This is a genomic window from Fulvivirga ulvae (genome assembly GCF_021389975.1).
Classification (GTDB): Bacteria; Bacteroidota; Bacteroidia; order Cytophagales; family Cyclobacteriaceae; genus Fulvivirga; species Fulvivirga ulvae.
Genome location: NZ_CP089981.1, coordinates 1,056,694 through 1,080,853 on the forward strand (window position 1 = coordinate 1,056,694; position 24,160 = coordinate 1,080,853).

A 24,160-nucleotide genomic window follows, 5' to 3' on the forward strand; every position below is an offset into this window, starting at 1 on the left:
TCATATTTTAGTTGTGAAAGACTTGAAAAGAACAAAGATCAAAGAACTTCTTGATGCCCCTGTTGTAGGCAAAAAAGTAAATGTTAAGGGTTGGGTAAGAACATTCCGAAATAATCAGTTCATAGCACTAAATGACGGCTCTACAATCAACAATATTCAGGGTGTTGTAGACTTTGGCAATACAGATGAGAAACTTCTCAAAAGGATCACAACCGGCGCCTGCATTTCTATTACCGGTGACCTGGCCGAATCGAAAGGCAAAGGCCAGAGTGTAGAGATAATAGTAGAAAACATTGAGATACTTGGAGATGCTGATCCCGAAAGATATCCTTTGCAGCCTAAGAAGCATTCCCTTGAGTTTCTCAGAGAGATAGCACACCTGCGCGTAAGGACCAATACTTTTAGTGCCATTTACAGGATTCGCCATGCGATGATTTTCGCCGTACATAAATTCTTCACCGAAAGAGGTTTTTACAATGTACACACGCCAATAATTACAGGCTCTGACGCAGAAGGAGCCGGCGAAATGTTTCGTGTAACCACACTGGACCCTATAAACCCCGACAAGGATGAAGACGGCAATGTGAATTATAAAGAAGACTTCTTTGGTAAGGAAACAAACCTCACTGTGTCTGGTCAGCTTGAAGGAGAAACAGCATGTATGGGATTATCCGAAATTTACACTTTTGGACCTACTTTTCGTGCAGAAAACTCCAACACATCACGTCACCTGGCTGAGTTCTGGATGATAGAGCCGGAGATGGCATTTTATGACATTAACGATAATATGGACCTTGCCGAGGCATTTGTTAAGTACCTGGTCAACTACGCACTGGACCACTGTGCAGATGATCTGGCTTTCCTTAACCAGCGTGCTCTTGACGATGAAAAGACCAAGCCACAGCAAGAACGAAATGAGCTAAGCCTTCTTGAAAGGTTAAAGTTCATAGTCGAGAATGACTTTGAAAGGCTCACCTATACCGAGGCTATAGATATTCTTAAAAACTCAAAACCAAACAAAAAGAAGAAATTTCAATACCTCATCGAAGAATGGGGTGCTGATCTTCAATCGGAACATGAAAGGTTTCTTGTAGAAAAACATTTTAAAAAACCTGTAATATTATACAATTACCCTAAAGACATTAAAGCGTTTTACATGCGCCAAAATGATGACGGAAAGACTGTAGCGGCTATGGACGTGCTTTTTCCAGGCATAGGTGAGATCATAGGCGGATCACAGCGTGAAGAAAGGTATGACCTTTTAAAACAACGTATTGACGACATGGGCATACCTGAGAAAGACCTTTGGTGGTACCTTGAGCTTAGAAAGTTTGGTTCAGCACCTCATAGCGGTTTTGGGCTGGGCTTTGAGCGCATGATTCTGTTCGTTACAGGAATGACCAACATTCGCGATGTGATACCCTTCCCCAGGACGCCAGACAATGCGGAATTCTAATGTAAGGTGATGTAAGAAAATGTAAGAAAATAAAAAAGGGTTACCGGTCGGTAGCCCTTTTTTATTTCCAGCCTGCAAGAAAATCCTCACAAACCTTCAATGAATTACAAAGTTTTGTTGCCAATCTAAGATAATAAATGACTTGTCCAAGAACTTACAATTTCTTGAAAAAATCACGCGTGTAAGTTTTTGATGCGAAAAATAATAAATTACCTTTGCACCCGAATTACAAACAACAACTAAAAACTTACAAACTATGAACTATCAGTTGGCAAACAACCCGTCTTTAAATCTAGAGAAAAAAGATTTAATTCAAAAATTAATCTCTAAGAATCTGAGAAACACTAAGATAACATGTCTTATTTGTGAAGGAAATCCAGAGGATCCAAACAGCGGAATTTACTAATTAACACATCGGGAGATAATTTCATGTTATCTCCCCTCTTTTCTTACCCACAACCCACATCATTAAATAATTTCTCCAATCATGAATCAAGATTTAATAGAAGCAATAGACTGCGATAATGAGCAGGCTATTATTGAAGGCTTCATGGAAAGATATGAAGTGTCTTATGAAGAAGCTTTTGATATTTTCTTAGAAACAAAAAAATGGCTTTGGCTCGCATCCAAAACTGATAAAAATGATACTCAACTCTTCATTGACCAGCCGCTATTAATAATTGATGAAATGTGGCACAATTTCATCCTACACACAAAACAATACTACAAATTCTGTATTACTAACTTCAAAAGAATTATTCACCACAACCCCACTCCTCCAAAAGTAAAGAAGGAGCAAACTGAAGCATTCCTAACAAACCCTACTAAAGAAATCCAAAAACATGAACAGAGGTTAGCCAGGCAATATAACTTAATTTATGACCACCTGGGACCAGAAACTTTGCTGAAATGGTACGACACTATGGCTGAAAAGTACACCCCTGATTACATTCAATCCATAAAAAAGCATTAATAATAGAATTTCTCTTATTATAGACTTTTTTAATTTCAACTCAAAGAGTATTTTAGGGCTTTTCTAACAATTAAATTTATCCTCTAAAGCCCTAAAATAGCTTGTATATCCATGGAATGTTAAAGACATTAGTACTTGTATTTTTATGTGTCTTACAAATAAGAGCTTTATACTCACAGTCTCTGGGAAAGCCATTTATAACTAATTATAGTAGATCTGATTATCAAGCATCGGTCTCAAACTTCCAAGTCATACAGGGAAACAATGGGATTATATATGCCGCAAATTTTGATGGTCTACTCATATTTGATGGACAAAACTGGGAACGAAAGGTTATTAAAGAGAATGCTATAGTTCACTCACTTGCCACTGACGAAAAAAACCGAATTTACATTGGAGGCAAAAAGTATTTTGGCTTTTTAGAAGCCGACTCAACCGGTGAGTTAGTCTACAGGTCTCTTTCATCACGGTTGAATGAGAAGATTGATTTTTCAATCATATTCAATATTGTTCCAACCAAAAATGGCATTTATTTCTGCTCAAATCATGCTATTTTCTTCTTAGACAGTAATGACCAAATTAAGGTCATCCCTTCAGACGAAAACGACTTTCCTAACTCATTCCACTCGGTTGATAATGAGAATTTCTTTCTACAAAAAAATGTGGGCCTCCAGCGGATAATTGATGACGAAGTTTTTAATGTTAGCAATTCGCCAATTATCTTAAATTGGAGTTCAATAAGTTTTCTAACTAAAAGGAATAATAAGTTGCTTTTTGGAACTTATTCAAATGGAATTTACGAAATGTCCAATGGACATATTAATCTGCTAAATACTCCATTAACAAGTTACCTTGATAGTCATTACTTATACACTGGCCTTCAATATACGTATGATGACTCCACCTATTTCCTACTTGCCAGTCATGACAACGGCATCATTAAGGTTAATAGTGAATTCCAGAATCCAACAGCTATAACGTCTGCTTCCGGCTTGCAAAATGAAAACATCAAAAGTTTAGATTTAGACCAACATTATAATCTATGGGCTGCGATGCAGGAAGGTATCTCAAGAATTGAAATACAATCCCCTTGGAGTAATTGGAATGAAAATGACGGCTTAAAAGGCACTCCCTGGTCTATTTTCAACTATGAAGGCACGCTTTACATTGGAACAACAAAAGCTCTATATTATTTGAAAAATGAAAAATTCATTGAAATCCCTGGTATTGGAGAACGGGTATGGTCAATAAAAGCCCTTTACAAAAAAAATGCAAAAGAAAGCATATTATTAGCTGCAACTGATAAAGGGTTATACCATGTTACACCGTCACAAGCAAAAAACATAGCTGGCTTTTATGGTGTATCCAAGCTAGCCTGTATTGACTCTACCTGTGAAGAAATAGTGGTCGGTGAAACTAAGGAGATTAGTAAAGTCTATTTTGATCGTACTATAAAAAAAGAAAGTGTTGCAAAATTCCCTACAATTAATACATTTCAAAGTATCGAAACCGATTCCTCCGGCAATATCTGGGCCTCATCTAAATTTATAGGCTTATATCATTTTCCAATTAATGAAGGTAAACTCGAATCTAAGTTATACAATAAGGACGATGGACTACCCGATGTCAATCAGATCAATATAACACAAAACAACAATCAACTCCTTTTTTCATCAGGGCATGGCTTATACAGGAGTGAATTAAAATCCGGCATCATTAATTTTCCCAAGGATTCAAGCCTTCTAAAATCACCCATCAAGATTGGTATAATTTCGAAAACGTCTGATGGAGATTATTATGCCTCAGTAATTGATAAAGATCTTACGCAGCACATAGAACGTTTCCACAAAATCGAAGATGAATATATAAGAGAAACCATCCCGTTCAAAAGACTTCCTGAAATGGAAATCCTAGCTATTTACCCAGAGGAAAATGGGGTAGTATGGATAGCTGGTTCAGAAGGCCTTTTCCGATATGACTCAAAAGTAAAAAAAGATTACACACTCCCCTTCAATACAATAATTTCCAAGGCCTCCGTTCGGGATTCAGTAATCTTTCATGGCTTTTACCCTGTAAAAGTTGAAGGTTCTGACATTCCGGGAATTGGGATTATTCAACCTGAGAACATGCAGCCAACACTCACTTATGACGATAATAGCATCACTTTTGAGTATTCTGCCACAAGCTACGAGGTTCCTGAGAAAAACCAGTTTAGCTACTATTTAGAGAACAATGATCGTAGTTGGTCTAACTGGTCAACAGAAACTAAAAAAGAATACAATAACCTGGATCCCGGGGAGTATACCTTCTTTGTTAAGTCAAAAAATATATATGGTACTGAGGGAAGACTGGCCACTTACAAATTCAAAGTATTGGCTCCATGGTACCAAACTGCATGGGCCTATGTACTATGGTCTATACTGGCAGGATTCGTTGTTTGGTTTATTACTATTGCCTACTCTGTGAGGGTGCGTACCCAAAGAAAGAAGTTACAGTTAATCGTAGCTGACCGCACTTATGAGGTAATGACACAAAAGAAGGAGATAGAACAGCAGAACCACCTTCTGAAGACCAAGAATGAAGAGATCAGCTTTCAGAAAGATGACATTCAGAAGAAAAATATTCAGTTAAAAGAATCGCAGGAAGAAATACTGAGTATGAACCAAAAGCTGACTGAGCTGAACATGTACCTGGAAAAAAAGGTTGAAAAAAGAACTTCCAAAATCAAGGCGACCCTTAAAAAGCTGCAGCAGATCAACGGTGAACTAGACACTTTTGTATACCGGGCGTCGCACGACCTGAAGGGGCCTATAAGCAGGATCAATGGCATCACTTCTTTAGCTAAACTGGAGTCTCCGGATGATATCAATCTCAAGTATTTTGACATGATTGAACACACAGCTAAGGACATGGAAGTATTACTGTCGAAGCTGGCACAAGTGCATGAGATTATCAACAGCAAGCCTCACAAGGATGAAATTGATATTCCTTCTTTATTGAGCGAAATCAGGGATGTAATTAAATTTCATGATAAAAGCCTGAATACCAAATATTCCTTTGACCTCAGTGTGGTTAACATTACTTCAGACCGGTATCTGCTCAGCATAATTATAAAAAACCTTATTGAGAACGCGTTAATATTCCGCAAAACATCCAACAGCGAGCCTCACCATATTCATATATCCACCAGTATCCATGAGGGTGTATTTGAAATAAGAATTAAAGACAATGGTATCGGAATTCATGCCCCACACTTAAACATGATCTTCCAGATGTTCTTTAGAGGCTCTGATAAGTCAAAGGGCAGTGGTTTGGGTCTGTACCTTGTCAAAATGTGTGTTGATAAGCTTAAAGCCAGCATTGGTGTACAAAGCCAGGAAAATAAATTTACAGAATTTACAGTCAGCATCCCTGTATAGAATCTTCGTCTTTGTGTTTGACAGATAACTGTTTGTAGCAGTTGACAAGCTAACATCAAATAACAATAGCCGCAGTTACTGCTTTTCAGCAGCACGCTTCACATCGCATGTTTTAATTTCCGATCTTTTGCTCCACAGTTCCAGTTCTTCGGCCTGACTCGCTATAGCGGTTTGGCAATGTTTTATAATATAACTGGCAAGGCGAAGCCATTAAAAAAAAGCCCCTCAATTTCTTGAGAGGCACAATTTCAATAACCTGTATTATATTTATCTTTTTAGAAACTTATATGTTTCTTTAAAATATCCCTGATCATCCCGTATAGCCAAGAGGTAATATCCGGGTGCAAGATCTTTAACCTTTAGTCTAAATTCATTTTCTCCTACATTTTCAACAGGAACATCAATTACATTTCCTATTATATTATGTACGGTAAAACTTGTTTTATTAAGTGTTGAATTATTGATTTTAACACTTAGGTAATCAGCTGTTGGGTTGGGAAACATGCTGACTTCGTTTAATTTCTTTTCCAGTGAAGAATCTTTGAAACGCTCAATCTCTCCATTCTGCGCAAAGAGAGAGGTTCCTCCAAAGGTCAATATAAGTGCTGAAAGTACGGTAAGTATAAATATTTTCATGCGCAATCGGGTATCAATTTTTATCAACCATCGAACAAAAACCGATCCACAATTCTTTCTCCCTCACAATTTTTTTGAGCTCCTCTCGTTGCAGACCTCCATTTAAATACGTAGAAACTTTTATAATGTTGTACATATACCAAATAAAAAGAAAATTATCTTATACTCTGATAAGCATTAGGAATAAAATCAACCAGATCAGAAGCGATCATTCCTATTTGACCTGTCACTTCGGCAGCAAGGTCACCAGCCACACCATGTAGATATACCCCCACCTTTGCTGCATTTTCCGGCAGGTACTTCTGAGCAAGCAGTGAGGTTATCATTCCTGTTAACACATCACCAGTGCCTCCACTGGCCATGCCAGGGTTGCCCGAACTGTTAAAATAAACCTCTCCGGAAGGGAGTGCAATAGATGTGTGGGCACCTTTAAGCACAACGATAACATTGTTTTCCCTGGCAAAGGCGGTTTGCTTTTCCAGGCGTTCAAAATCATTCGACCAGTCTCCGGCCAGTCTTTCAAATTCCTTAGGGTGAGGTGTAAGAATAGTACCTGCAGGCAAAACTTCCAGAATTTCACGGTGTTCAGAAATTATATTAAGTCCGTCAGCATCGATAACCAGGGGTTTACCAAATGCCTGGATAGCCTGCATTAAACTATAAACCGTTTCCTGCTCCTTTCCAAGTCCGGGACCAATCCCTAAAGCGTCATATCCGGCTACATCGCCATAGCTGGTGAGGAAATGATCGCCCTCGTCTGGTAATACCATGGCCTCCGGAACTGTAGACTGCATGACACTATAGCCACATCGCGGAATATTCATTGTAAGCAAACCTACCCCGCTACGGAGGGCCGCTTTGGCACATAGTACGGCCGCCCCCATTTTCCCATAGCTACCAGCCATTATCAGCGCGCGCCCATGCGTGCCCTTATGAGCAAATTTGGATCTTTTCTTAAGTACACCTCTGATGGATTCACTTGTCAGCATAAAGTAGTGAGAGGTTTCTCTTTCAACAGCTTCCTGCATGAGACCAATATCTACAATATGCCAATCTCCAACATATTCACTATTTTCGGGCATAAAAAATGCCAGCTTTGGTATTTGAAACGAAACGGTATATTCTGGCTTTACAATTGTGCCTCCTGCTGTATGCTGATCTGAAAATAATCCTGACGCGATATCTATAGCAATTATTGTATTGTCAGAATTATTCATGACCTCTATAACTTCTGCATACAGGCCCTCGACTTCACGGCTCAGGCCAGATCCAAAAATACCGTCTATAACAATATGGTATAGGTTAAAGTCCGGTATCTCATCAGTATTACTGATTGGCACCACGTCTATCAGCCCCTCCAGGCGCTTCTCATTTATTTTAAAATCACCGGAGGCAGAGGCAGATTTTCTGATAACATAAGCCTTTACCTTATAATTTTTCTCATTTAGCAATCGAGCTACCACCAGACCATCTCCTCCGTTATTTCCGGTACCACACACTATTGCCACCTGATACTTAGGACTAAAACGGGCGGTAAACCAACGTGTAAATGCCTTAGCAGCTCGCTCCATCAGGTCAACAGAGCGAATGGGTTCATGCTTTATTGTAAAATCGTCTACATTACGGATCTGGTTGGCAGATAAAACTTTCATATTAACGGTCTACTTCTCCTAATACTATATCGATAGACCCTAATACCGCTATCAGGTCAGCAATAAGGCTCCCTTTTGATAACTCTGAAATGATAGAAAGGTTTACAAAGCAACAAGATCTACCTTTGCACCTGAAAGGAATATCACTTTTCCCGTCAGCCCTAAAAAAGAAACCCAACTCGCCCCTGGGTGTTTCACCCCGTATATAAAAATCCTGGGCCTTTGGTCTTATTTTTTTGGGCACAAGTTCTTGAGGGTCAAATTCTCGGGTTCGTTTATGCTCTTTAGTAAGTTTTTCCAGACACTGCTCAATAATTTTCAGAGACTCATGTATTTCCCTTACACGCACATCCGTTCTGTCCCAGCAATCTCCTACCGTACCAACTTTCCCTTCACCCACTGGAATATCAAAATCGATTTCAGGATAGACAGAATAGCCATCCACCTTTCGCAGGTCATATCGAAGGCCTGAACCACGTAGCATAGGGCCTGTCACACCATAGTTAAGGGCCAGGTCCAAAGGAAGTACTCCTATATTTGCCGTGCGATCAATAAATATCTTATTTTCCATTACAAGCCCTTCCAGCTCGGCCAGCTTTGGCTTTAAGTAGTTGACAAATTCGGCACAGCGCTCCTCAAACCCAACGGGAAGATCGTAAAACAATCCACCTACCCAAATATAATTATACAGCATTCTGGCTCCGCTGGCCCATTCCAGCATACGTTGAATATGTTCACGGTCCCTGATCAGCCAAAAGAACGGTGTAAAAGCCCCAATATCCATGGCATAGGTACCAACAGCTACAAAATGAGATGCTATTCTGTTAAGTTCAGTTACTAAAACACGGATATATTCAACTCTCTTAGGCAACTTGTCTGCTATACCAAGCATTTTTTCGACTCCCATAACATACACATGCTCCGAATTCATAGCAGCCAGGTAATCCATCCGATCCACAAAAGGTATCACCTGATTGTATGGAAGTGATTCTGCATGCTTTTCAAAACACCTGTGAAGATATCCTAAATGTGGTATTACATCTTTTATCACTTCTCCATCGGAAACTACCTCAAGTCTCAATACACCATGTGTAGAGGGGTGCTGAGGACCGAGATTAATAACCATTTCCTCTGACTTCAGGTCTTCCTCGTTATATTTATTGGGTTCTGACTTAATCAGATTATCTTCCCGATATTGATATTGTATTTCGTTGGCCACCTAATATTCTACTTTTATACCTCTGTAATACTCCTGATGCTGATAATCCTTTCGAAGCGGATATCCCTCCCAGTCAGCCGGCATGAGGATCCTGCGGAGATCGGGATGATTTTCAAAGCTTATCCCGAACATGTCGTAAGCCTCTCTTTCATGCCAGTCAGCAGTCTTCCAAATATCACTTACCGAACTTATTTGTGGTTTACTTCTGTCAACTTTCACTTTAATCATCAGCCCTGTTTCGAATGGAACCGAATATAAGTTATAAATAACCTCCATGGTACCTATTTCCGGGCCGTTGTCCAGGCCTGTCAGGCAGGAGAGCATATCAAAATAGGTCAGCTCATTGGTATGCAATTCAAGGCATACGCGATGCACGTCACCCACCCCGATTTCAATAGCCTTGGGTGAGGCGGCTTCATCAACTTCCTTTATGACTGCCTCTCCAAATTTATTTTTGAGTATGGATATGATTTTTTCTATCTCCATAATTTAAGCTTCTTGTTTTTTCAACAATCTCTCAAGAGCCTTGGGTGCCATTAAAGATTCACTTCTTATTTTCTCCTGCAGTTTCAAGAAGCCTCCGATAAGTGCTTCTGGTCTTGGGGGACAACCTGGCACATATACATCCACTGGAATAATCCTGTCTACTCCTTTAACCACATGATAGCCATGCTCCCAGTACGGCCCACCGCAATTAGAACATGACCCCATAGAAATAACATACCGTGGCTCTGACATTTGCTCATAGAGTCTTCTGATCCGGTCAGCCATTTTGAATGTTACCGTTCCTGCCACAATCATGACGTCAGCCTGTCTTGGTGAAGCCCGGGGAGCCATGCCAAGTCTGTCCATATCGTATACAGATGTACCGGTTGTCATAAACTCAATTGCACAGCAAGCTATTCCAAAGGTCATTGGGAACATTGAGGATAACCTTGCCCAGTTTATAAGGTCGTCTACCTTAGTAACTATGACACCTCCACTGTTGAATTTTCTATCTAATAAGCCCATAAGTTTTATTGCTCACGAAGATTTGCGGCTATATTTTCTATTTATATTGTCATAAAGCGCTTTAGGCACGGGTGATTTATAGTTACTCACTTCCTGTTGGTCAGTTTTAGGCCATTCTAAATAACCCCAGGCCCAGGCCCAGGCAAGTCCTAACGCCAGAATAAGCACAAAAACTACCATTTCGATTAGTGCGAACCAGCCCCAAAGGCCATTGGTTTGCTCCACAAGCTCTGCTCTTCCAAATACTGTTGCCCAGGGAAAAAGGAAAACGATTTCTACCTCGAACAATACAAACAGCAGTGCTATTATATAAAACCTGAAGTTAAAACGCACCCAGGCTGAACTCAACGGCTGTTCACCACTTTCATAGGTTTGAAGCTTTTCTTCATTAGGTCGTTCCGGCCTTACGATCCATGATGTTACCAATCCTCCAATAATAAAAATTAGTCCTCCGATGATGAAGATTAATACTTCTCCAAATGCTGAAATTTCCGTTTCCATCCTTATTTGAATAACATTTATATCAAATATAGACCAAAACTGCTAAGAATTTAAGTTTAGTTTATAGAAGTGCCAAGAATTGTCGGAATAGAGGTGGCTTATGACTTTATAGGCACAATCAATTTGATTTGCTAATCAATAAATGGCATTTTTGCGTTATTCAAAATGAAGATCCAATTAAACAAAAATACGTAATGAAAAACGACAAAATTATTGATAAGCTGAATATCTTACTGGCTGATTATCAGATTTATTATCAAAATCTGAGGGGATTTCATTGGAACATTCAGGGCAAACATTTTTTTCAGCTGCACGACAAATTTGAAGAATTATACACCGATTCTGCTCAAAAAATTGACGACATCGCAGAAAGGATCCTTACTATTGAAGGAAAACCCCTGCACTCATTCAAGGATTATATTGAAACATCTACAATCAAGGCTAAAAAGAATATTCACGATGGTGAAGGAGCTGTTTCTTCAATAATTGATGACTTAAAAAATATCCTTGACCTGGAAAGAGAAATAAAAGAAATGGCCTCTGAAGCCAGTGACGATGGAACCGAAGATTTAATGTCAGACTTCATTGATGAGCAGGAGAAAACGCTCTGGATGATGAAAGCCTGGATGAAATAATAAGTTATATTTTCAGGTTATGTATAGCAGCAGGTAAATTATCTGCTGCTTTTTATTTACATACGACTGTAAACAAGATATAGATTGCCCAAAAATTGTTATATTTTTGTTTTTGAATACTGAAAAACGCACTGAAGACTAACATTTTTGGAAGCTAAGATTGATAACTTTTCCTGTTGGATCAAAGATGTAAATCCTGAGAGTTTGAAGAGGGATTTTGAGCAGATGCTAATCGCATCCGGCTTTGGCCTCCTCAATTGTATGGAGCATCACTTCAGTCCTCAGGGATACACCTGCCTTTGGCTGCTGTCAGAGAGTCATTTTGCTATTCATACCTTCCCGGAAGAACAAAAAACGTATATCGAGTTAAGTAGCTGCAATTCTGACATGTATGACAAATTCCTTATCCTGCTGAAGGAATACGAGCGAAAAAAACAGAAGCATGACATTTCTTAGCATTTGCCGGCATGCCTACTACCTTCTTGGCGCTATACTTCTGGGCACAGCGCTCAGACTGCAGATTGATTTGCTAAATTACTTTTATGAAACTCGATTTGCAGACTGGGTACCCGTATTTATCGTTTTTATTTCAGCGTTTATGCTTGCAATAAAATATATAGATTTCAAGGGAGCCACCAGCCTAACCGCCAATCTGCTGTTCCTTACTTTAGTACTTTTTGGTGCCGGCATAGTTTTCCGGATCTATGGGTACATGGACTGGGCAAATATAGTTGTATATATGATGCTTTCTATCCTGGCCGTAGTTCTGGGAATTTTTTTGAAGCCCAATAGATACCGGGTTAACATACTGATCATTTTGGCTTCATCTCTGGCATTTTGGATTGCCCCTGCTCTTTCTACACAATGGCTGACTATACCTGTAGCAATACTTTACCTGTTTCATGAAGCACTGTACAGACAGTGGTGGAAATCAGGTGTATGGGTAACAGCCTCGCTCGTGCTCATGCTGGTCAGCCTGAATATTCCTGGTGATAATATCAGATATAAGAGCCAAAAGAAATATTATGACAAAGTCCTCTATTCCTCCAAGACCCCATATCATCAAATAGACATTACAACATGGAAGGGACATGAGTGGTTTTACTATGATAACATCAATCAGTTTAGCTCTATTGATTATAGCCTTTACTTTGAACCTATGGTTCATCCGGTCATGAAAATGAGCCCTGAACCTAAACGAGTATTAGTGATTGGTGCGGAAAACGGGCTTTTGATCAGGGAGGTTCTGAAACACCCGATAGTAGAACAGGTTGACCTTGTCCCCATGGATACCGCTTTGCTCAATATTGCAGCTACGCTAAACTGGTTTACCGACCTCAATCATCACTCGCTTAAAAGTGGCAAATTACAAATTAGGAATGATGACATATTTCATCTTCTCGACGCGGATTCTGCTCAATACGACCTTATCTTTGTGGATGTTCCGGATCCTGTAGACATCGAATTTAGCAGATATTACACTTTGGAATTTTACGAGTTATGCCACCGGGCCTTAAAAACCGATGGGATGATGGTAACTCAGGCGGGTAGCCCATACCTGGCAACTATTGCCTTTTACACTATACAGAACACCATAAAAGCAGCCAGCTTTGCCACATTACCTTTGCATAACCAAGTATTGACGATCGGAGAATGGGGATGGGTTATCGGAGCGAAAGGTACTTCTGATGCGGAGTTGCTACGCCAGGCAAGTCAATGTACTTTTGATGATGTGGATACCCGATGGTTAAACCATGAGGCTATGCAAATGATCCTGTCATTTGGCAAACCTTCTGTAAGTATTGACTCACTTGATGTTAACACTTTAAAGCAGTCCATTATCCATGAGTATTACAAGTCGGGAACATGGACTTTTTAGCCTATGAGGAAAATCTGGATTTTCAACAAATCAATAGATCTCTGGGTACTCGGTTTTCCGGTATGGCTTACATGGTTGGTTTGTTTTGTTCTGCCTGATCATACACTGCAGCAAAGTATGCCATTATGGTTTTGGGTAGTAATAATACTTGGCATTGATGTTACCCATGTGTGGAGTACCATTTTCCGAACCTACCTGGACAAGGAAGAATTTCATACGCACAGGAAGCTGCTTATCAGCGCCCCGCTGATCGGGCTGTTTGTTTTCTTTATACTTGCCTTTTTCTCTACCGCATTATTCTGGACTGCACTTGCTTATCTGGCAGTTTTCCACTTCATCAAACAGCAGTACGGCTTCATGCAAATCTATAGGGCAAAGTATGGCTTCCTTAATTTTTCCAGGAGAATCTCCGACAAGACCGCTATCTATGTTGGCATGCTCTACCCGGTTTTTTATTGGCATATCAACCATGACCGGCATTTTAACTGGTTTATTGACGGTGATTTCCTGAATATAAGCTCCTTGTTAGGCAATGTATCTTTTTGGAATGATTCCGCTTTGCAAATCACCAATCAGACCTGCATCTTGTTGTACTTTTTTATTCTGGGATTCTGGCTATACGAAGAGATCAGCCTGCACAAAAAACACGGGCACAGGTTTCCCTGGGGGAAGGTACTCTGGATATTAACCACCGCCGGCAACTGGTATTTAGGCATTGTATACTTTAATTCAGATCTGGCATTTTCACTTACTAATGTGGTTGCTCACGGGGTGCCTTACATGGCTCTGATATTTTTTTATGTTGAAGGCAAAAAACAAGCTAAATCAAAAGCCAGACAGATTAGGGTTGTGGTAAATGTTTGCCTGATGGTATTGGTTATGTTTGTTCTTGCTTTTGGAGAAGAATATATGTGGGACATGTTCTTATTTCGCGAAAACGAAGCCTTTTTTGGCCATATGCTCTCCTATCCATTTGACGTAGCAGAAACTTCTCTTATGCAAGCTATGGCCCTGGCAGCGCTTTCAGTTCCACAGGTTACTCATTATATTCTTGATGGCTATATCTGGAAAGCTAAAACAAATCCTCATATCAAAACGGTAATTTTAAGGCAGCTATGAATCGAAGAGAATTTGTCAAGACCACCTCACTTCTTACGTTACCTGTTATTTTGAAATCATGTAACTGGTTGGCCACCGACATCAATTTTGACGTTAAGGTCAGTTCTGACATTGGGACAGGACATCTTCTACTAAAAAGCAAAGATTTCCCTCTTCAAAGGATATCTCCCGTTGAAACCTTGATTGTAGGCGGTGGTATATCCGGAATGAGTGCCGCCTGTAAACTAAAAAATAATGACTTTTTACTCTGCGAGTTATCCGATAACCTTGGTGGAAGCTCCTCCGCAGACTCTTTTAATGGCAACTTCTTTTCTCAGGGGGCTCACTATGATTATGCCTATCCAAAAAATTACGGACCAGAGGTGCTTAGCTTGCTGGAAGAGCTAAATATTATAGAATTTTTGCCGTGGACTGAAACATGGAGTTTTAAAGATCATCAACACCTGATTAAACACCGTCGAAAAAATCAATGCTACAGCGATGGCAACTTCAGACACGATGTTATCCCTAACGAGGAGCAAAAGAAGCAGTTGATAAACATCATGGAGCCGTACATAGACGAAATGGTTCTTCCTACCCGGCTAATAGATCCTGCCTATCAACACTTCAATGACATTTCCCTTCTCGATTTCGTAACAGGTAAAATGCCGGTAGATGAAGGCTTTATTCGCGGCTTGGATTACTACATGAAGGATGACTATGGAGCCGGTTGCAAGCAGGTATCAGCCCTGGCTGGTATTCACTACTTCGCTTGCAGACCGTATTATAGCGAGTCAGTGGAGCTTTTCTCACCTCCTGAGGGCAACCACTACTTCATAAAAAAAATGAAGAGATTTGTTGGTGAGGAACAACTGCTCACCAGCCACATGATAAGCGCTATCAATAAATCAAAGAATGGCTTCGAAGTACAAATTATTGATGTAAAGCAGCAGTTGATCAAAGTAGTGCAAGTCAAAAACATTATATACGCAGGCCAAAAGCATGCCCTGAAGTATATTTATCCTGAGGCAGCCCCTCTTTTCCGGGAAAATACCTATGCCCCCTGGATGGTGGTAAATATGGTCGTTAGTGATAGCCCTTTACCTGCTGTCGGCTACTGGCAAAATGAAATGCTGACTGAGGATGAATCATTTATGGGTTTTGTAGATTCCAGATCTCAGCAACCAACTTCAAACGGACAGCGGATATTAAGTGCCTATTATTGCCTGACGCCTTCGTTACGTACCGATCTGGTAAATGTTGAAAACAATAAGATGAAAATTGCAGAGGTCACAATTAGGAGGATTAGTGAATATTTCGGAGTATCTGTTGCTGAACATGTCCACAAGGTTTTTATCAAAGCCATGGGGCACGCCATGCCTATACCATCACCGGGATATCTCTTCAAGGATAAAAACAACATCCGTACGGAGAAAAACCTGGTATTCGCAGGTGTAGATAATAGCCGGCTGCCGCTTTTATTTGAGGCCATAGACTCAGGAATAACGGCCGTAAACCTGCTAAAGGGTTAGTACAGATCCCATTTTCCATCCAGATAATATTTATAGAGAACAGGGTTATGCACTTTGTTCACTTCTACCGGCTGATGATCATCCGGGAAAATTTCCTTACCAAAAGAGGTAATTAGCGTCATAGCCTCATGGTTGATCCATCTGGTTTCAACATCCTCGTACTTCAGGCCTTGTAATGCTCTCTTTATTTCCTCCCTTGTACCTGTCTTACATCCCATCACCCAGCCCCATTCCCCAAGGGTCAGAACCTGATTGTGCAACGGCATGGTAATGAATCCGGCAGCCTGCATTGTGGTATCTATACAATTAAATGCTCTGGCAGCATAGTACGGACTCCCGGCCTGGGTAATAATCAAACCATTGGGCCTCAATTTGGAATGGCAAAGCCTGTAAAACTCGTAGGAGTACAGTCGGCCCAGCTCTACTGTTTTTGGATCTGGGAGATCCACAATGATCACATCAAAATACTGACGGCTATCTTCCAGATATTTAAAGCCATCCGCGTTAATAATTTCCACCTTCCTGTTATTCAGGGCATTTTCATTCATGCGAAGCAACAACTCATGGGTCTGGCCAAGCCGGGTCATTGCCGGGTCGAGATCCACAAGGGTAATATTTTCAACCTGGTCATATTTCAATATTTCCCGTACAGCCCCACCGTCACCACCACCCATTACAAGAACCTGTTGTGGGTTTTTAGAGAGTTTCATTACAGGATGTACCAACGGCTCGTGGTACATCACCTCATCTATGCTGCTAAGCTGCTGGTTGCCATTGATAAACAACCAGAAATCTTCCCTCGTTTTAGTAATTACAATTTTTTGATATTTGCTCTGCTCCTGGTAAACTATTTTATCCTGATATCTCGCTTCCTCCCCATATTCAATAATAGGCCGCGCGAATACAAAGCCTGAGACCAATAAAATAAGAACCACCAGGCTCATACCCGAAAGTTTAAGCGTTAGCTGAGGCCTGAGGCTGTTTCGCAACATCAGAAAGAGCCCGCAGGCCACCGTAAAATTGATGCTGCCCAGTATAAACGGGGTATAGGTGAGCCCCAAATACGGCAAGCCTACAAAGGCAAAAAAAATACCGCCTAGCAAACTTCCATAATAGTCTTTCTCCATCACGGACGACACATTGACTCTGAGATCTTCAAATTCATCATTGAGCCTGATCACCAAGGGTATCTCCATGCCGATCAATAAACCTATTATTATGCTCATGATATAAATCACAAAACCAACATATCCATAAAAAGCTGAGGCTGAGTAGGTAATAACAGACACAAAGGCCGCAAGTATAGAAAGGATAAATTCAATGTAAATGAAATTTTGGAGCAGATTATTATTAACAAACCATTTGCTTAGCCTGCTCCCAAGTCCCATGGAAAATAACATGATGGAAACTATCATGGTCCACTGAAAAACAGAATCACCCAAAAAATATGTAGCCAAGGTGGACAGGACATATTCAGCTACTATACCCGACAGACCTGTCGCAAACAGGGCAAGCTTCAGAAGATTTGACCTCAGTTTCATTGATGTGTATATTTTAGAAGGTCATTCAGGGATACCGGAATATTGATTTTTTTTCCAAAGTGACAAAAATAAAAAAGCGTAATACATTATTAAAACACATTACGCTTGCCTGCCCTTGCTGTAGTTAGTTTTACAAAGACCAGGTAATCAAAACAGAACCTCCAATATAGGCAAAAGCTTCTACAAGGGCTGCTCCGCAATTGGGGGTCTCCTGATTTACAATTTCGTCTGTAAGATTTTGTCCGGGCAGCAATATTTTATCCGTGAGTAACCTGGCAAGTGGCAGGAATAATAACCCGATACCAACATCAATACCCACATCTTCCAACGTGATGATCCAACTTTCAAAATCATGCATAAGCGCGTATCGGATCAGGTTGGCTATAGCTATCAGCGCTCCTGCAAATCCAATCCCAACGGCAACGTTGTCTTTTTCTATATGCTCATGAATGTCGTACGGCGTAATGGCATTGTATACCAACGCAGTTACAAAAAGCAGTACCTGGCCCAGCGCCCAATAGATCAATGCCGTTATAATCGGACCGCCATCTCCATGCCCTTCACCATGAATGGCTCCTAGAATGATCAAGCCGGTAGCCACCGCCATCGCCCCTTCGACCACGCCTGTACCGTTATTCCGGTCTTCAAGTATTTCCTTCTTTACACTAAAGTGCCTGAGTATAATCTTGTCGTTAATTAAGATAGATAAGTTGAGCAGGATAATGGAAAGTGCTCCATATATGGCAATATCAATTAAGTCATTAACCAGACCTTCACTGTCTCCCATCAAAGCACTTCCGATGGCCAGTAACAGACCTATGAAATAACCAACATAAGCCAGTGAAAAAGCAAAATTGTCATTAATGACTAACTCGTGTGCAACCTTTACTTTTGGGTGAAATAGCTGGTAAACAATTTTGCCGATAAAGAATAGGAAGAACGCAGCTACAAGGTAAACTAAAGTTGCCAGCAGACCATCAAGAATGGATATCATATACTTTTTATTTTATATCGAACTTATTTACCGAAACCTCCGCCTCTTGACCTGCTGCTTGACCCGCCATAACGCGATCCTGACCTGGAAGTACGGCTATTTACTCGCTGTTTAAAGCTTGATTTATTGCGGCTCCAGGCAGAACGTGGACGGGTACTTTGTGTGTAGGCACTGTTAGTACCGTAGTAAGATCTACCCGACGTGGTCGGACCGTAATAAGACCGCCCTGTTCCATAATAAGAACCTCTGTAATCGTCGTAATAAGACCGCCTAACCGGATAGGTCGCCAGATTAAACATATGGCTCATAAATGCGTACTGGCCATAAAACTGCCAGAAGCTACTTCCCCCACTATTGTGCCAGCTTCCATACTTTTCATTACCAATATAATTGTTATAGCCGGGAGGGTTTACACTTTTCTGCACTTTGCCATCTTCACTCCTTGAGGCTATTTCCATTCCCATATTATCAGCATGCCTGGTAAAGTAATCCTTGCTTACCTGGCTCCAGCCAGTAATATATTCCTCGGGTTTACCGGGCTCTTTTTCCTGTATAACTTTATACTGATGATAATAATCATGAAAAAAAGTGCCCTTAACATCCATATCATGTAATATCACTGAGAATACACGACCTGAAGGCATATCACGTATTATGTCGTCTACTGGAGGCTTAGAGAAGTCGTCCCCTCCACAGCCAGACAACACAAGGATCAGAAACAAATAGAGAGTGTTATAGCCTTTAACCATAGAATAAAAATTTAGCAGCTAATATAATGACTTTTCATCAATTGGCCGGAATAATATTGGATATTTCAAATTCCTTTATAACCTTTCCCACTACAGCATCAAATTCTCTTTCACCCCATTGTGTAATGGTCAGAATGTTTTCTTCCTCATCATCATAATATTCCCAATCTATCAACTCCTCCCAGTCATCCTTACCGGCGCTCACATCATTAAAATAGCCTGCACAATCAGTATGCAGATAATACTTTATCCCTTCATAAGTAAGCTTCTTCGGAGGGTGCTCCATTTCAATGGTCTTATCTATAATATCTTCATCAAGTTTTCTGATTTTTATAGGCCGTGTAATGGTCAGCTCCAGTTCACCATCATCGTCAACATGCAGATATACCACATCATCTCCCGAATCAAGCTTGTATTCATCAGTAAAGTTGTTATTGCCCCAATCGTAACGATAAACTTCTTTTACTTCCCACGATTTCATATCATAATCGAGAATAAAACCTTTGTTCAGGTCTTTTACACTCAGGTTAGTTACATCATATGATGGTTCGGGGCTTTTCTTTTTAAAAAAATCAAATAATCCCATTGATACAGTTGTTTCAGGTTCTTTTGAATTGTCAGGATAAAGACGACGCCGGGGTGTCCTTTCTCCAATTTATAAAACACAAAAGGTCCTTCATAAAATAAGGACCATAAGCAATGGAAAAGAAAGATTAATCTTTCTTTTCCATACCTAGTTTCGCTTTCAGTGCTTCCAGATCACTTGAAGCCTTTATACTGCCACTACCCTCAAGAGCCTTGTCAATCTCATCATCCAGGGTTTTACTTTCGTTGGCTATCTCGCCGTACGATTCCGCCAAAGCTTCGTCTTCTGCCACTTTATCTTTCATTCTTTCCAGCATAGACACCGTACTGGATGAGTCAATCTGTGCCATTTGTTTGTTAAGCTTCTTGGTAGCAGAGCTTACCTTTACTCTTGCTTTAAGCGTTTTTAGCTCATTCTCATATTTACTGATAGTAGATCTGATTTTCTTTACGTTTTGGTCAAGCTGGGCTACATTAGTTTCGAAATGCGCCTGCTCTCCCTTTGCCCTTTCTACGTCTTTGAGTGCTTCTTCTTTCTTAGTCAAAGCCTCAGTTGCCAAACGGTCAGCTTCGGCCGGATCAAGATTCCCGCTCTGAGCACGCTTTAATAAAAGGACTGCCTTTTCTTCATAATCCCTGGCTTTTGCCTCACTCGCTTTTACTTCGTTTCTGGCGCGGATACCCATAGCTTTCACCTCTGCCAAAGCCTGCAAGCTCTTATCCAGATCTGACTTCAGATCACGGATACCTTGCTCAGTTAACTTAATAGGATCTTCTAATTTATCAATTGCCGCGTTAGCTTCTGATTCCCCTATCTTAAATAGTCTTTTAAATATTCCCATAGTTTTATTAATGTATTAATGTGTACCTGAAAATTTGATTAATTCTTTTGAATACTCTCCCAGAAGCAAGGCCAGTGAGTTTACCGTTGCCTCTAATTCGTTTAAGTCAAGGTTTTGCAGCTCATGTGTGTTTCTAAACAGTACCCGGGTACCGGTTTCATCTAACACGAAAGCCCCGTGCACAATATCACGGCTTTTCTGCATTAGCTTTTTATACACATCAGGATCTGCTCCCGCTTTTACCTCAAAAACAAATTGTTCTACGATCAGAAGTGGATCTGCTACCACAAGAACCAGGTTATTGATTCCGGTTTCGTCATTCTCAACCATAAAAACACCATCTTCTTCGTTTTCGTAAGTGATGCTATAATCTAGTTCGAGTAAGTAATCTTTGACCTTGAGGAAATTGTTGTCCATAATCGAAAATGGTTTTGGTTTACATTTAAAAGTTACCAAATTTAAAATTTACTATTGTTTTCCTCCTATTTTGACCTTACTAAATTTAGCTCTGAGGCTACTTTCAGCAATAGCAAATTTTATATTTTAGGTAATTTAAGTTATGTTTACGCCAAACATATGCTAAAGGTTTTAGAATAGCAAAAAAAATTAGCAGATACATCATGTCCTATATCGGAAAGAATATAAAAAAGATACGAACAGCCAAAAGGCTGAGTCAAGCCGCGTTCGCAGACATCTTTGATATTACGCGCGGAAGCATCGGCGCATACGAGGAAGGCAGGGCGGAACCGAAAATAGATACTATAATTCAAATCGCTAATTATTTTGGCATATCTATAGACCTTTTGCTTAACAAAGAGCTTTCCGTAAATGAGCTTTACAGCTTCGACATACTAACGCGTAAGCTTAATGAAGCCCATGAATTTATACCCAAACAGGACCCTGCATACAGAAAGGGCGGGATAGGTTTGGTAAGAACATCACAATATGTAGAATACATTGTTAATTATACCAACAAGGATTTCTTATCACGGCTACCTTATATTGAACTTCCTGTTAATTTCAGAGGATCTACCCGGGCCTTTGAACTTAATGGGAGTGAAATGGAATACCAGCACAACGGCTTACATCATAATGACATCTTACTGTGTCTTCAATTTGATCACGGTAATAACTCGCCAATCCCCGGAAATGTATTTGTAATTGTGCATCAGGACGGCATATATACGAAAAGACTTCAATCTCTTAACAAGGATATTCTTAATTTTGTAAGTGATGATCCTAATTACCCTTCCATGGAACTATCTCTTAAAGAAATTAAAGAGCTATGGCTGGTAAAAGGCGTATATAGTACGTACCTCAACCCTCCGAAATTCATTGATGAAAAGGTTATGCTCCTGGAAAAACGACTGGAGGACATAGAGGAAAGGGTAAAGAGAATTGAAAAGAAAGGATAAAACCGGACAAACATATCCGGTCTTATCATTACTAAACAACTTTAACAGTTCGTGTTTGAGCGCAGGTTCCAATGCCATCCGTCTCCGCTTGTATTGGTTATGGAGTAGTAATGCTTCTTAATTTGACGACAACCCCAGAAATTTTTCCCACTAAACATATAATAGGAATACACATAGCCTACAAGCAAGTCTGCATCGAATAAAGTAGAACCATCTATACTCCCTCTAAGATGCACTTGTCCTCCCTGAAATGGGTAAACATACACTCTTGAACGAGAACAGTTGGCCCACCCCCAGTCAGTACCTGGCCCATACCGGTTAAGCAGGCACGCTTTATAGCCGTTCCAGAAGCTAGTTACGTTGCAATAGTTATCACGAAACCACACATCATTCAAACCTGCCTCCCTGACACTGGAAATAGACTTTTCCTCGATATGATTCCCCTCGATGACCTGTTGGTTTTGATACTTGTCGTTAATTTCTGTTTCAAATTCAAAACGCTCATCAATTTGGGCAAGCATTTTAGGAACTTCTTTTCCTGGAGCCAGTTTCTGATGGATCTCTGAGAATGTCAACCCCTCAAAATCTTCTGTCAGTACAGGCCGCTCTCCAGGCAAATACCTCTCCAGAATACCTACGTTACCATCTCTTTCAATGAAAGTTAATACCTTGCCATTCAAAGTTATTTCAGAAATAACCTGCTGCCCATTCTGATTCAATCCGTTAACATCCGTTACATGATCAGGATTATGGCTCTCCTCATTACAACCAAATGCAAATAAGATTACGAGCAATCCATAATAATTTAATTTTTTCATAATATTTATTATTTTAGTTACACATGTTTGATAGCAAATTTCACTGAATACACAATCTTCATCAAGGGCATTAAACCCCTTTAATGCAGGTAAAAACACGCTTTTAAGAAAGGGAATAATACGGGTTGAGTTTATGAAAGGGCGTTGTAAACACAAATATGAAATAGCAGTATTTTGTATCCATCTGCAGGGTCAGCATAAATCACTTTTGTTTACTCTTCACATGTATCTGTCAAGTTTATTAGCACATGCTTTCTCTAAATCCATTACGCACACTATGGAAAGGTTGACAATTAGGTAGACAATTACTTATGCCTCTTATCTATGTAACATTTTTCTGCTATGTTGCGACAGATTTGTAAACCATCCAAAATTAAAAAAGGTGTTGAAAAAGTGAATTTGACACCATACATCGATGTAGGGTGATTAACTTAAGTGATGTTATACCGGCATGTGACCCCATAACTGGCCAAAAACTCACTGAATTTGTCTGGCTTCTAATTACTGACGGTCGCTCTTATTTGGGAAAAACGACTCATGGTTAATCATACTCAAGATAATGAGTAATCCCATCTAAAGCCGGCAGGAATCCAAAATATTTTAAACCTGTGAGAAGAATTATTTCCATCGTAAATCAAAAAGGAGGTACGGGAAAAAACCGTAACATAGGTTTATTTTCTATTACTATAAGTATACCTCTTGTATGTCTTATTATCAGAAAGAAAACAAAAAATAATGTAGAACGTCAGAAGGTTCTGTTGCAAATGGAGGTGACTGAGTTAACCAAGGAACTGCTTACCATGAATGAAAATATAAATAAGAAAAATCGGAGAATATCCAAACAGGCTGAAAAGCCAGAGTTGAACATAACTAAGGACAAGATACTATTAGTCATATCTCACGATCTCAGATGTTCTGAAATGCAGACCCCCGATCTCCTGAATTTGTTCGACTCAGCATCTATAACTATCGAGAAGTTCAAATCTTGCATTCCTAATCTCAAAAAAACACTTAAAAACCAGTCCGGTGTGACTTATGAGCTGCTACACTGGTCAATACGGGGAGGAAGCTTTTTTGTTAAAGGGGCCTCACAGCAAAGGGAGCAAGTTTGTGTTTACCATCCCTCATTGCACGTAAAGTATGGGCACCTACAGAAGGCCAATTTAGTCATTGCATAGGATTACGTTTCAGGTGACATTCGAAAT

General features: G+C 40.1%; 23 protein-coding genes. 10 read left to right on the forward strand and 13 right to left on the reverse strand.

What is annotated here, in order from left to right:
• The first annotated feature begins 13 nt into the window (after positions 1 to 13).
• From asnS to LVD17_RS04505, 3 genes are all read left to right on the forward strand, one after another.
• Positions 14 to 1,456, forward strand: coding sequence for an asparagine--tRNA ligase (asnS, locus tag LVD17_RS04495; RefSeq protein ID WP_233765033.1), 1,443 nt, complete (start codon positions 14 to 16; stop codon positions 1,454 to 1,456).
• Between the two features lie 487 nt (positions 1,457 to 1,943).
• The gene (locus LVD17_RS04500; protein WP_233765035.1) at positions 1,944 to 2,429 is read left to right on the forward strand and encodes a UCP032817 domain-containing protein; all 486 of its coding nucleotides are present in this window, start codon (positions 1,944 to 1,946) and stop codon (positions 2,427 to 2,429) included.
• A 116-nt stretch (positions 2,430 to 2,545) separates the two neighbouring features.
• Positions 2,546 to 5,848, forward strand: a complete 3,303-nt coding sequence (locus LVD17_RS04505; RefSeq protein ID WP_233765037.1) for a sensor histidine kinase — start codon at positions 2,546 to 2,548, stop codon at positions 5,846 to 5,848.
• 267 nt (positions 5,849 to 6,115) lie between these two features.
• Here LVD17_RS04505 and LVD17_RS04510 read toward each other — a convergent pair whose 3' ends face one another.
• The 6 genes from LVD17_RS04510 to LVD17_RS04535 form a co-directional block, all read right to left on the reverse strand.
• Complete coding sequence (locus LVD17_RS04510; RefSeq protein WP_233765039.1) at positions 6,116 to 6,484, reverse strand: T9SS type A sorting domain-containing protein; 369 nt, start codon at positions 6,482 to 6,484, stop codon at positions 6,116 to 6,118.
• 155 nt (positions 6,485 to 6,639) lie between these two features.
• A complete protein-coding gene (locus LVD17_RS04515) occupies positions 6,640 to 8,136 on the reverse strand; it encodes an NAD(P)H-hydrate dehydratase (RefSeq protein WP_233765040.1) in 1,497 nt (498 codons plus the stop codon).
• A gap of 1 nt (position 8,137) precedes the next feature.
• On the reverse strand, positions 8,138 to 9,355 hold the full coding sequence (locus tag LVD17_RS04520) for an NADH-quinone oxidoreductase subunit D (RefSeq protein WP_233765042.1): 1,218 nt from the start codon (positions 9,353 to 9,355) through the stop codon (positions 8,138 to 8,140).
• Positions 9,356 to 9,841, reverse strand: coding sequence for an NADH-quinone oxidoreductase subunit C (locus tag LVD17_RS04525; RefSeq protein ID WP_233765044.1), 486 nt, complete (start codon positions 9,839 to 9,841; stop codon positions 9,356 to 9,358).
• A gap of 3 nt (positions 9,842 to 9,844) precedes the next feature.
• Positions 9,845 to 10,366 (reverse strand): NADH-quinone oxidoreductase subunit B, encoded by a 522-nt coding sequence (locus LVD17_RS04530; protein ID WP_233765045.1) that lies wholly within the window; start codon positions 10,364 to 10,366, stop codon positions 9,845 to 9,847.
• Positions 10,367 to 10,378: 12 nt separating this feature from the next.
• A complete protein-coding gene (locus LVD17_RS04535) occupies positions 10,379 to 10,867 on the reverse strand; it encodes an NADH-quinone oxidoreductase subunit A (protein ID WP_233765047.1) in 489 nt (162 codons plus the stop codon).
• 194 nt (positions 10,868 to 11,061) lie between these two features.
• Between LVD17_RS04535 and LVD17_RS04540 the strand changes: the two genes are divergently transcribed.
• The 5 genes from LVD17_RS04540 (at position 11,062) to LVD17_RS04560 (ending at position 16,011) form a co-directional block, all read left to right on the forward strand.
• Complete coding sequence (locus tag LVD17_RS04540) at positions 11,062 to 11,502, forward strand: Dps family protein (RefSeq protein ID WP_233765049.1); 441 nt, start codon at positions 11,062 to 11,064, stop codon at positions 11,500 to 11,502.
• Positions 11,503 to 11,649: 147 nt separating this feature from the next.
• Positions 11,650 to 11,958, forward strand: a complete 309-nt coding sequence (locus tag LVD17_RS04545) for an S-adenosylmethionine decarboxylase family protein (RefSeq protein WP_233765050.1) — start codon at positions 11,650 to 11,652, stop codon at positions 11,956 to 11,958.
• Complete coding sequence (locus tag LVD17_RS04550) at positions 11,945 to 13,381, forward strand: spermine/spermidine synthase domain-containing protein (RefSeq protein WP_233765051.1); 1,437 nt, start codon at positions 11,945 to 11,947, stop codon at positions 13,379 to 13,381. The genes LVD17_RS04545 and LVD17_RS04550 overlap by 14 nt, the downstream gene beginning before the upstream one ends.
• A gap of 3 nt (positions 13,382 to 13,384) precedes the next feature.
• Positions 13,385 to 14,500, forward strand: coding sequence for a hypothetical protein (locus LVD17_RS04555; protein WP_233765052.1), 1,116 nt, complete (start codon positions 13,385 to 13,387; stop codon positions 14,498 to 14,500).
• Complete coding sequence (locus tag LVD17_RS04560; RefSeq protein ID WP_233765053.1) at positions 14,497 to 16,011, forward strand: NAD(P)/FAD-dependent oxidoreductase; 1,515 nt, start codon at positions 14,497 to 14,499, stop codon at positions 16,009 to 16,011. Before LVD17_RS04555 ends, LVD17_RS04560 begins: the two co-directional genes overlap by 4 nt.
• Here the strand turns inward: LVD17_RS04560 and LVD17_RS04565 are convergent.
• The 6 genes from LVD17_RS04565 to LVD17_RS04590 form a co-directional block, all read right to left on the reverse strand.
• Positions 16,008 to 17,552 carry a polyamine aminopropyltransferase gene (locus LVD17_RS04565; RefSeq protein ID WP_233765054.1) on the reverse strand — a complete coding sequence of 515 codons (1,545 nt, stop codon included), beginning with the start codon at positions 17,550 to 17,552 and terminating at the stop codon, positions 16,008 to 16,010. The two genes, LVD17_RS04560 and LVD17_RS04565, sit on opposite strands and share 4 nt — an antisense overlap.
• A gap of 130 nt (positions 17,553 to 17,682) precedes the next feature.
• Complete coding sequence (locus LVD17_RS04570) at positions 17,683 to 18,546, reverse strand: DUF350 domain-containing protein (RefSeq protein ID WP_233765055.1); 864 nt, start codon at positions 18,544 to 18,546, stop codon at positions 17,683 to 17,685.
• Positions 18,547 to 18,569: 23 nt separating this feature from the next.
• Entirely contained in the window at positions 18,570 to 19,295 is a 726-nt protein-coding gene (locus LVD17_RS04575; protein ID WP_233765056.1) for a hypothetical protein, read from the reverse strand.
• 37 nt (positions 19,296 to 19,332) lie between these two features.
• Positions 19,333 to 19,881 (reverse strand): DUF4178 domain-containing protein, encoded by a 549-nt coding sequence (locus LVD17_RS04580; protein WP_233765058.1) that lies wholly within the window; start codon positions 19,879 to 19,881, stop codon positions 19,333 to 19,335.
• Between the two features lie 127 nt (positions 19,882 to 20,008).
• Positions 20,009 to 20,722: a PspA/IM30 family protein gene (locus LVD17_RS04585; protein ID WP_233765059.1), complete on the reverse strand. Its 714-nt coding sequence runs from the start codon at positions 20,720 to 20,722 to the stop codon at positions 20,009 to 20,011.
• 15 nt (positions 20,723 to 20,737) lie between these two features.
• Complete coding sequence (locus LVD17_RS04590; protein ID WP_233765060.1) at positions 20,738 to 21,139, reverse strand: YbjN domain-containing protein; 402 nt, start codon at positions 21,137 to 21,139, stop codon at positions 20,738 to 20,740.
• 203 nt (positions 21,140 to 21,342) lie between these two features.
• On the opposite strand from LVD17_RS04590, the gene LVD17_RS04595 reads away from it, so the two are divergent.
• Positions 21,343 to 22,137 carry an XRE family transcriptional regulator gene (locus LVD17_RS04595; protein WP_233765061.1) on the forward strand — a complete coding sequence of 265 codons (795 nt, stop codon included), beginning with the start codon at positions 21,343 to 21,345 and terminating at the stop codon, positions 22,135 to 22,137.
• A gap of 41 nt (positions 22,138 to 22,178) precedes the next feature.
• On the opposite strand, the gene LVD17_RS04600 is transcribed toward LVD17_RS04595, so the two are convergent.
• Positions 22,179 to 22,955: a hypothetical protein gene (locus LVD17_RS04600; protein WP_233765062.1), complete on the reverse strand. Its 777-nt coding sequence runs from the start codon at positions 22,953 to 22,955 to the stop codon at positions 22,179 to 22,181.
• A gap of 608 nt (positions 22,956 to 23,563) precedes the next feature.
• On the opposite strand from LVD17_RS04600, the gene LVD17_RS04605 reads away from it, so the two are divergent.
• The gene (locus LVD17_RS04605; protein WP_233765063.1) at positions 23,564 to 24,133 is read left to right on the forward strand and encodes a ParA family protein; all 570 of its coding nucleotides are present in this window, start codon (positions 23,564 to 23,566) and stop codon (positions 24,131 to 24,133) included.
• Positions 24,134 to 24,160 lie beyond the last annotated feature (27 nt).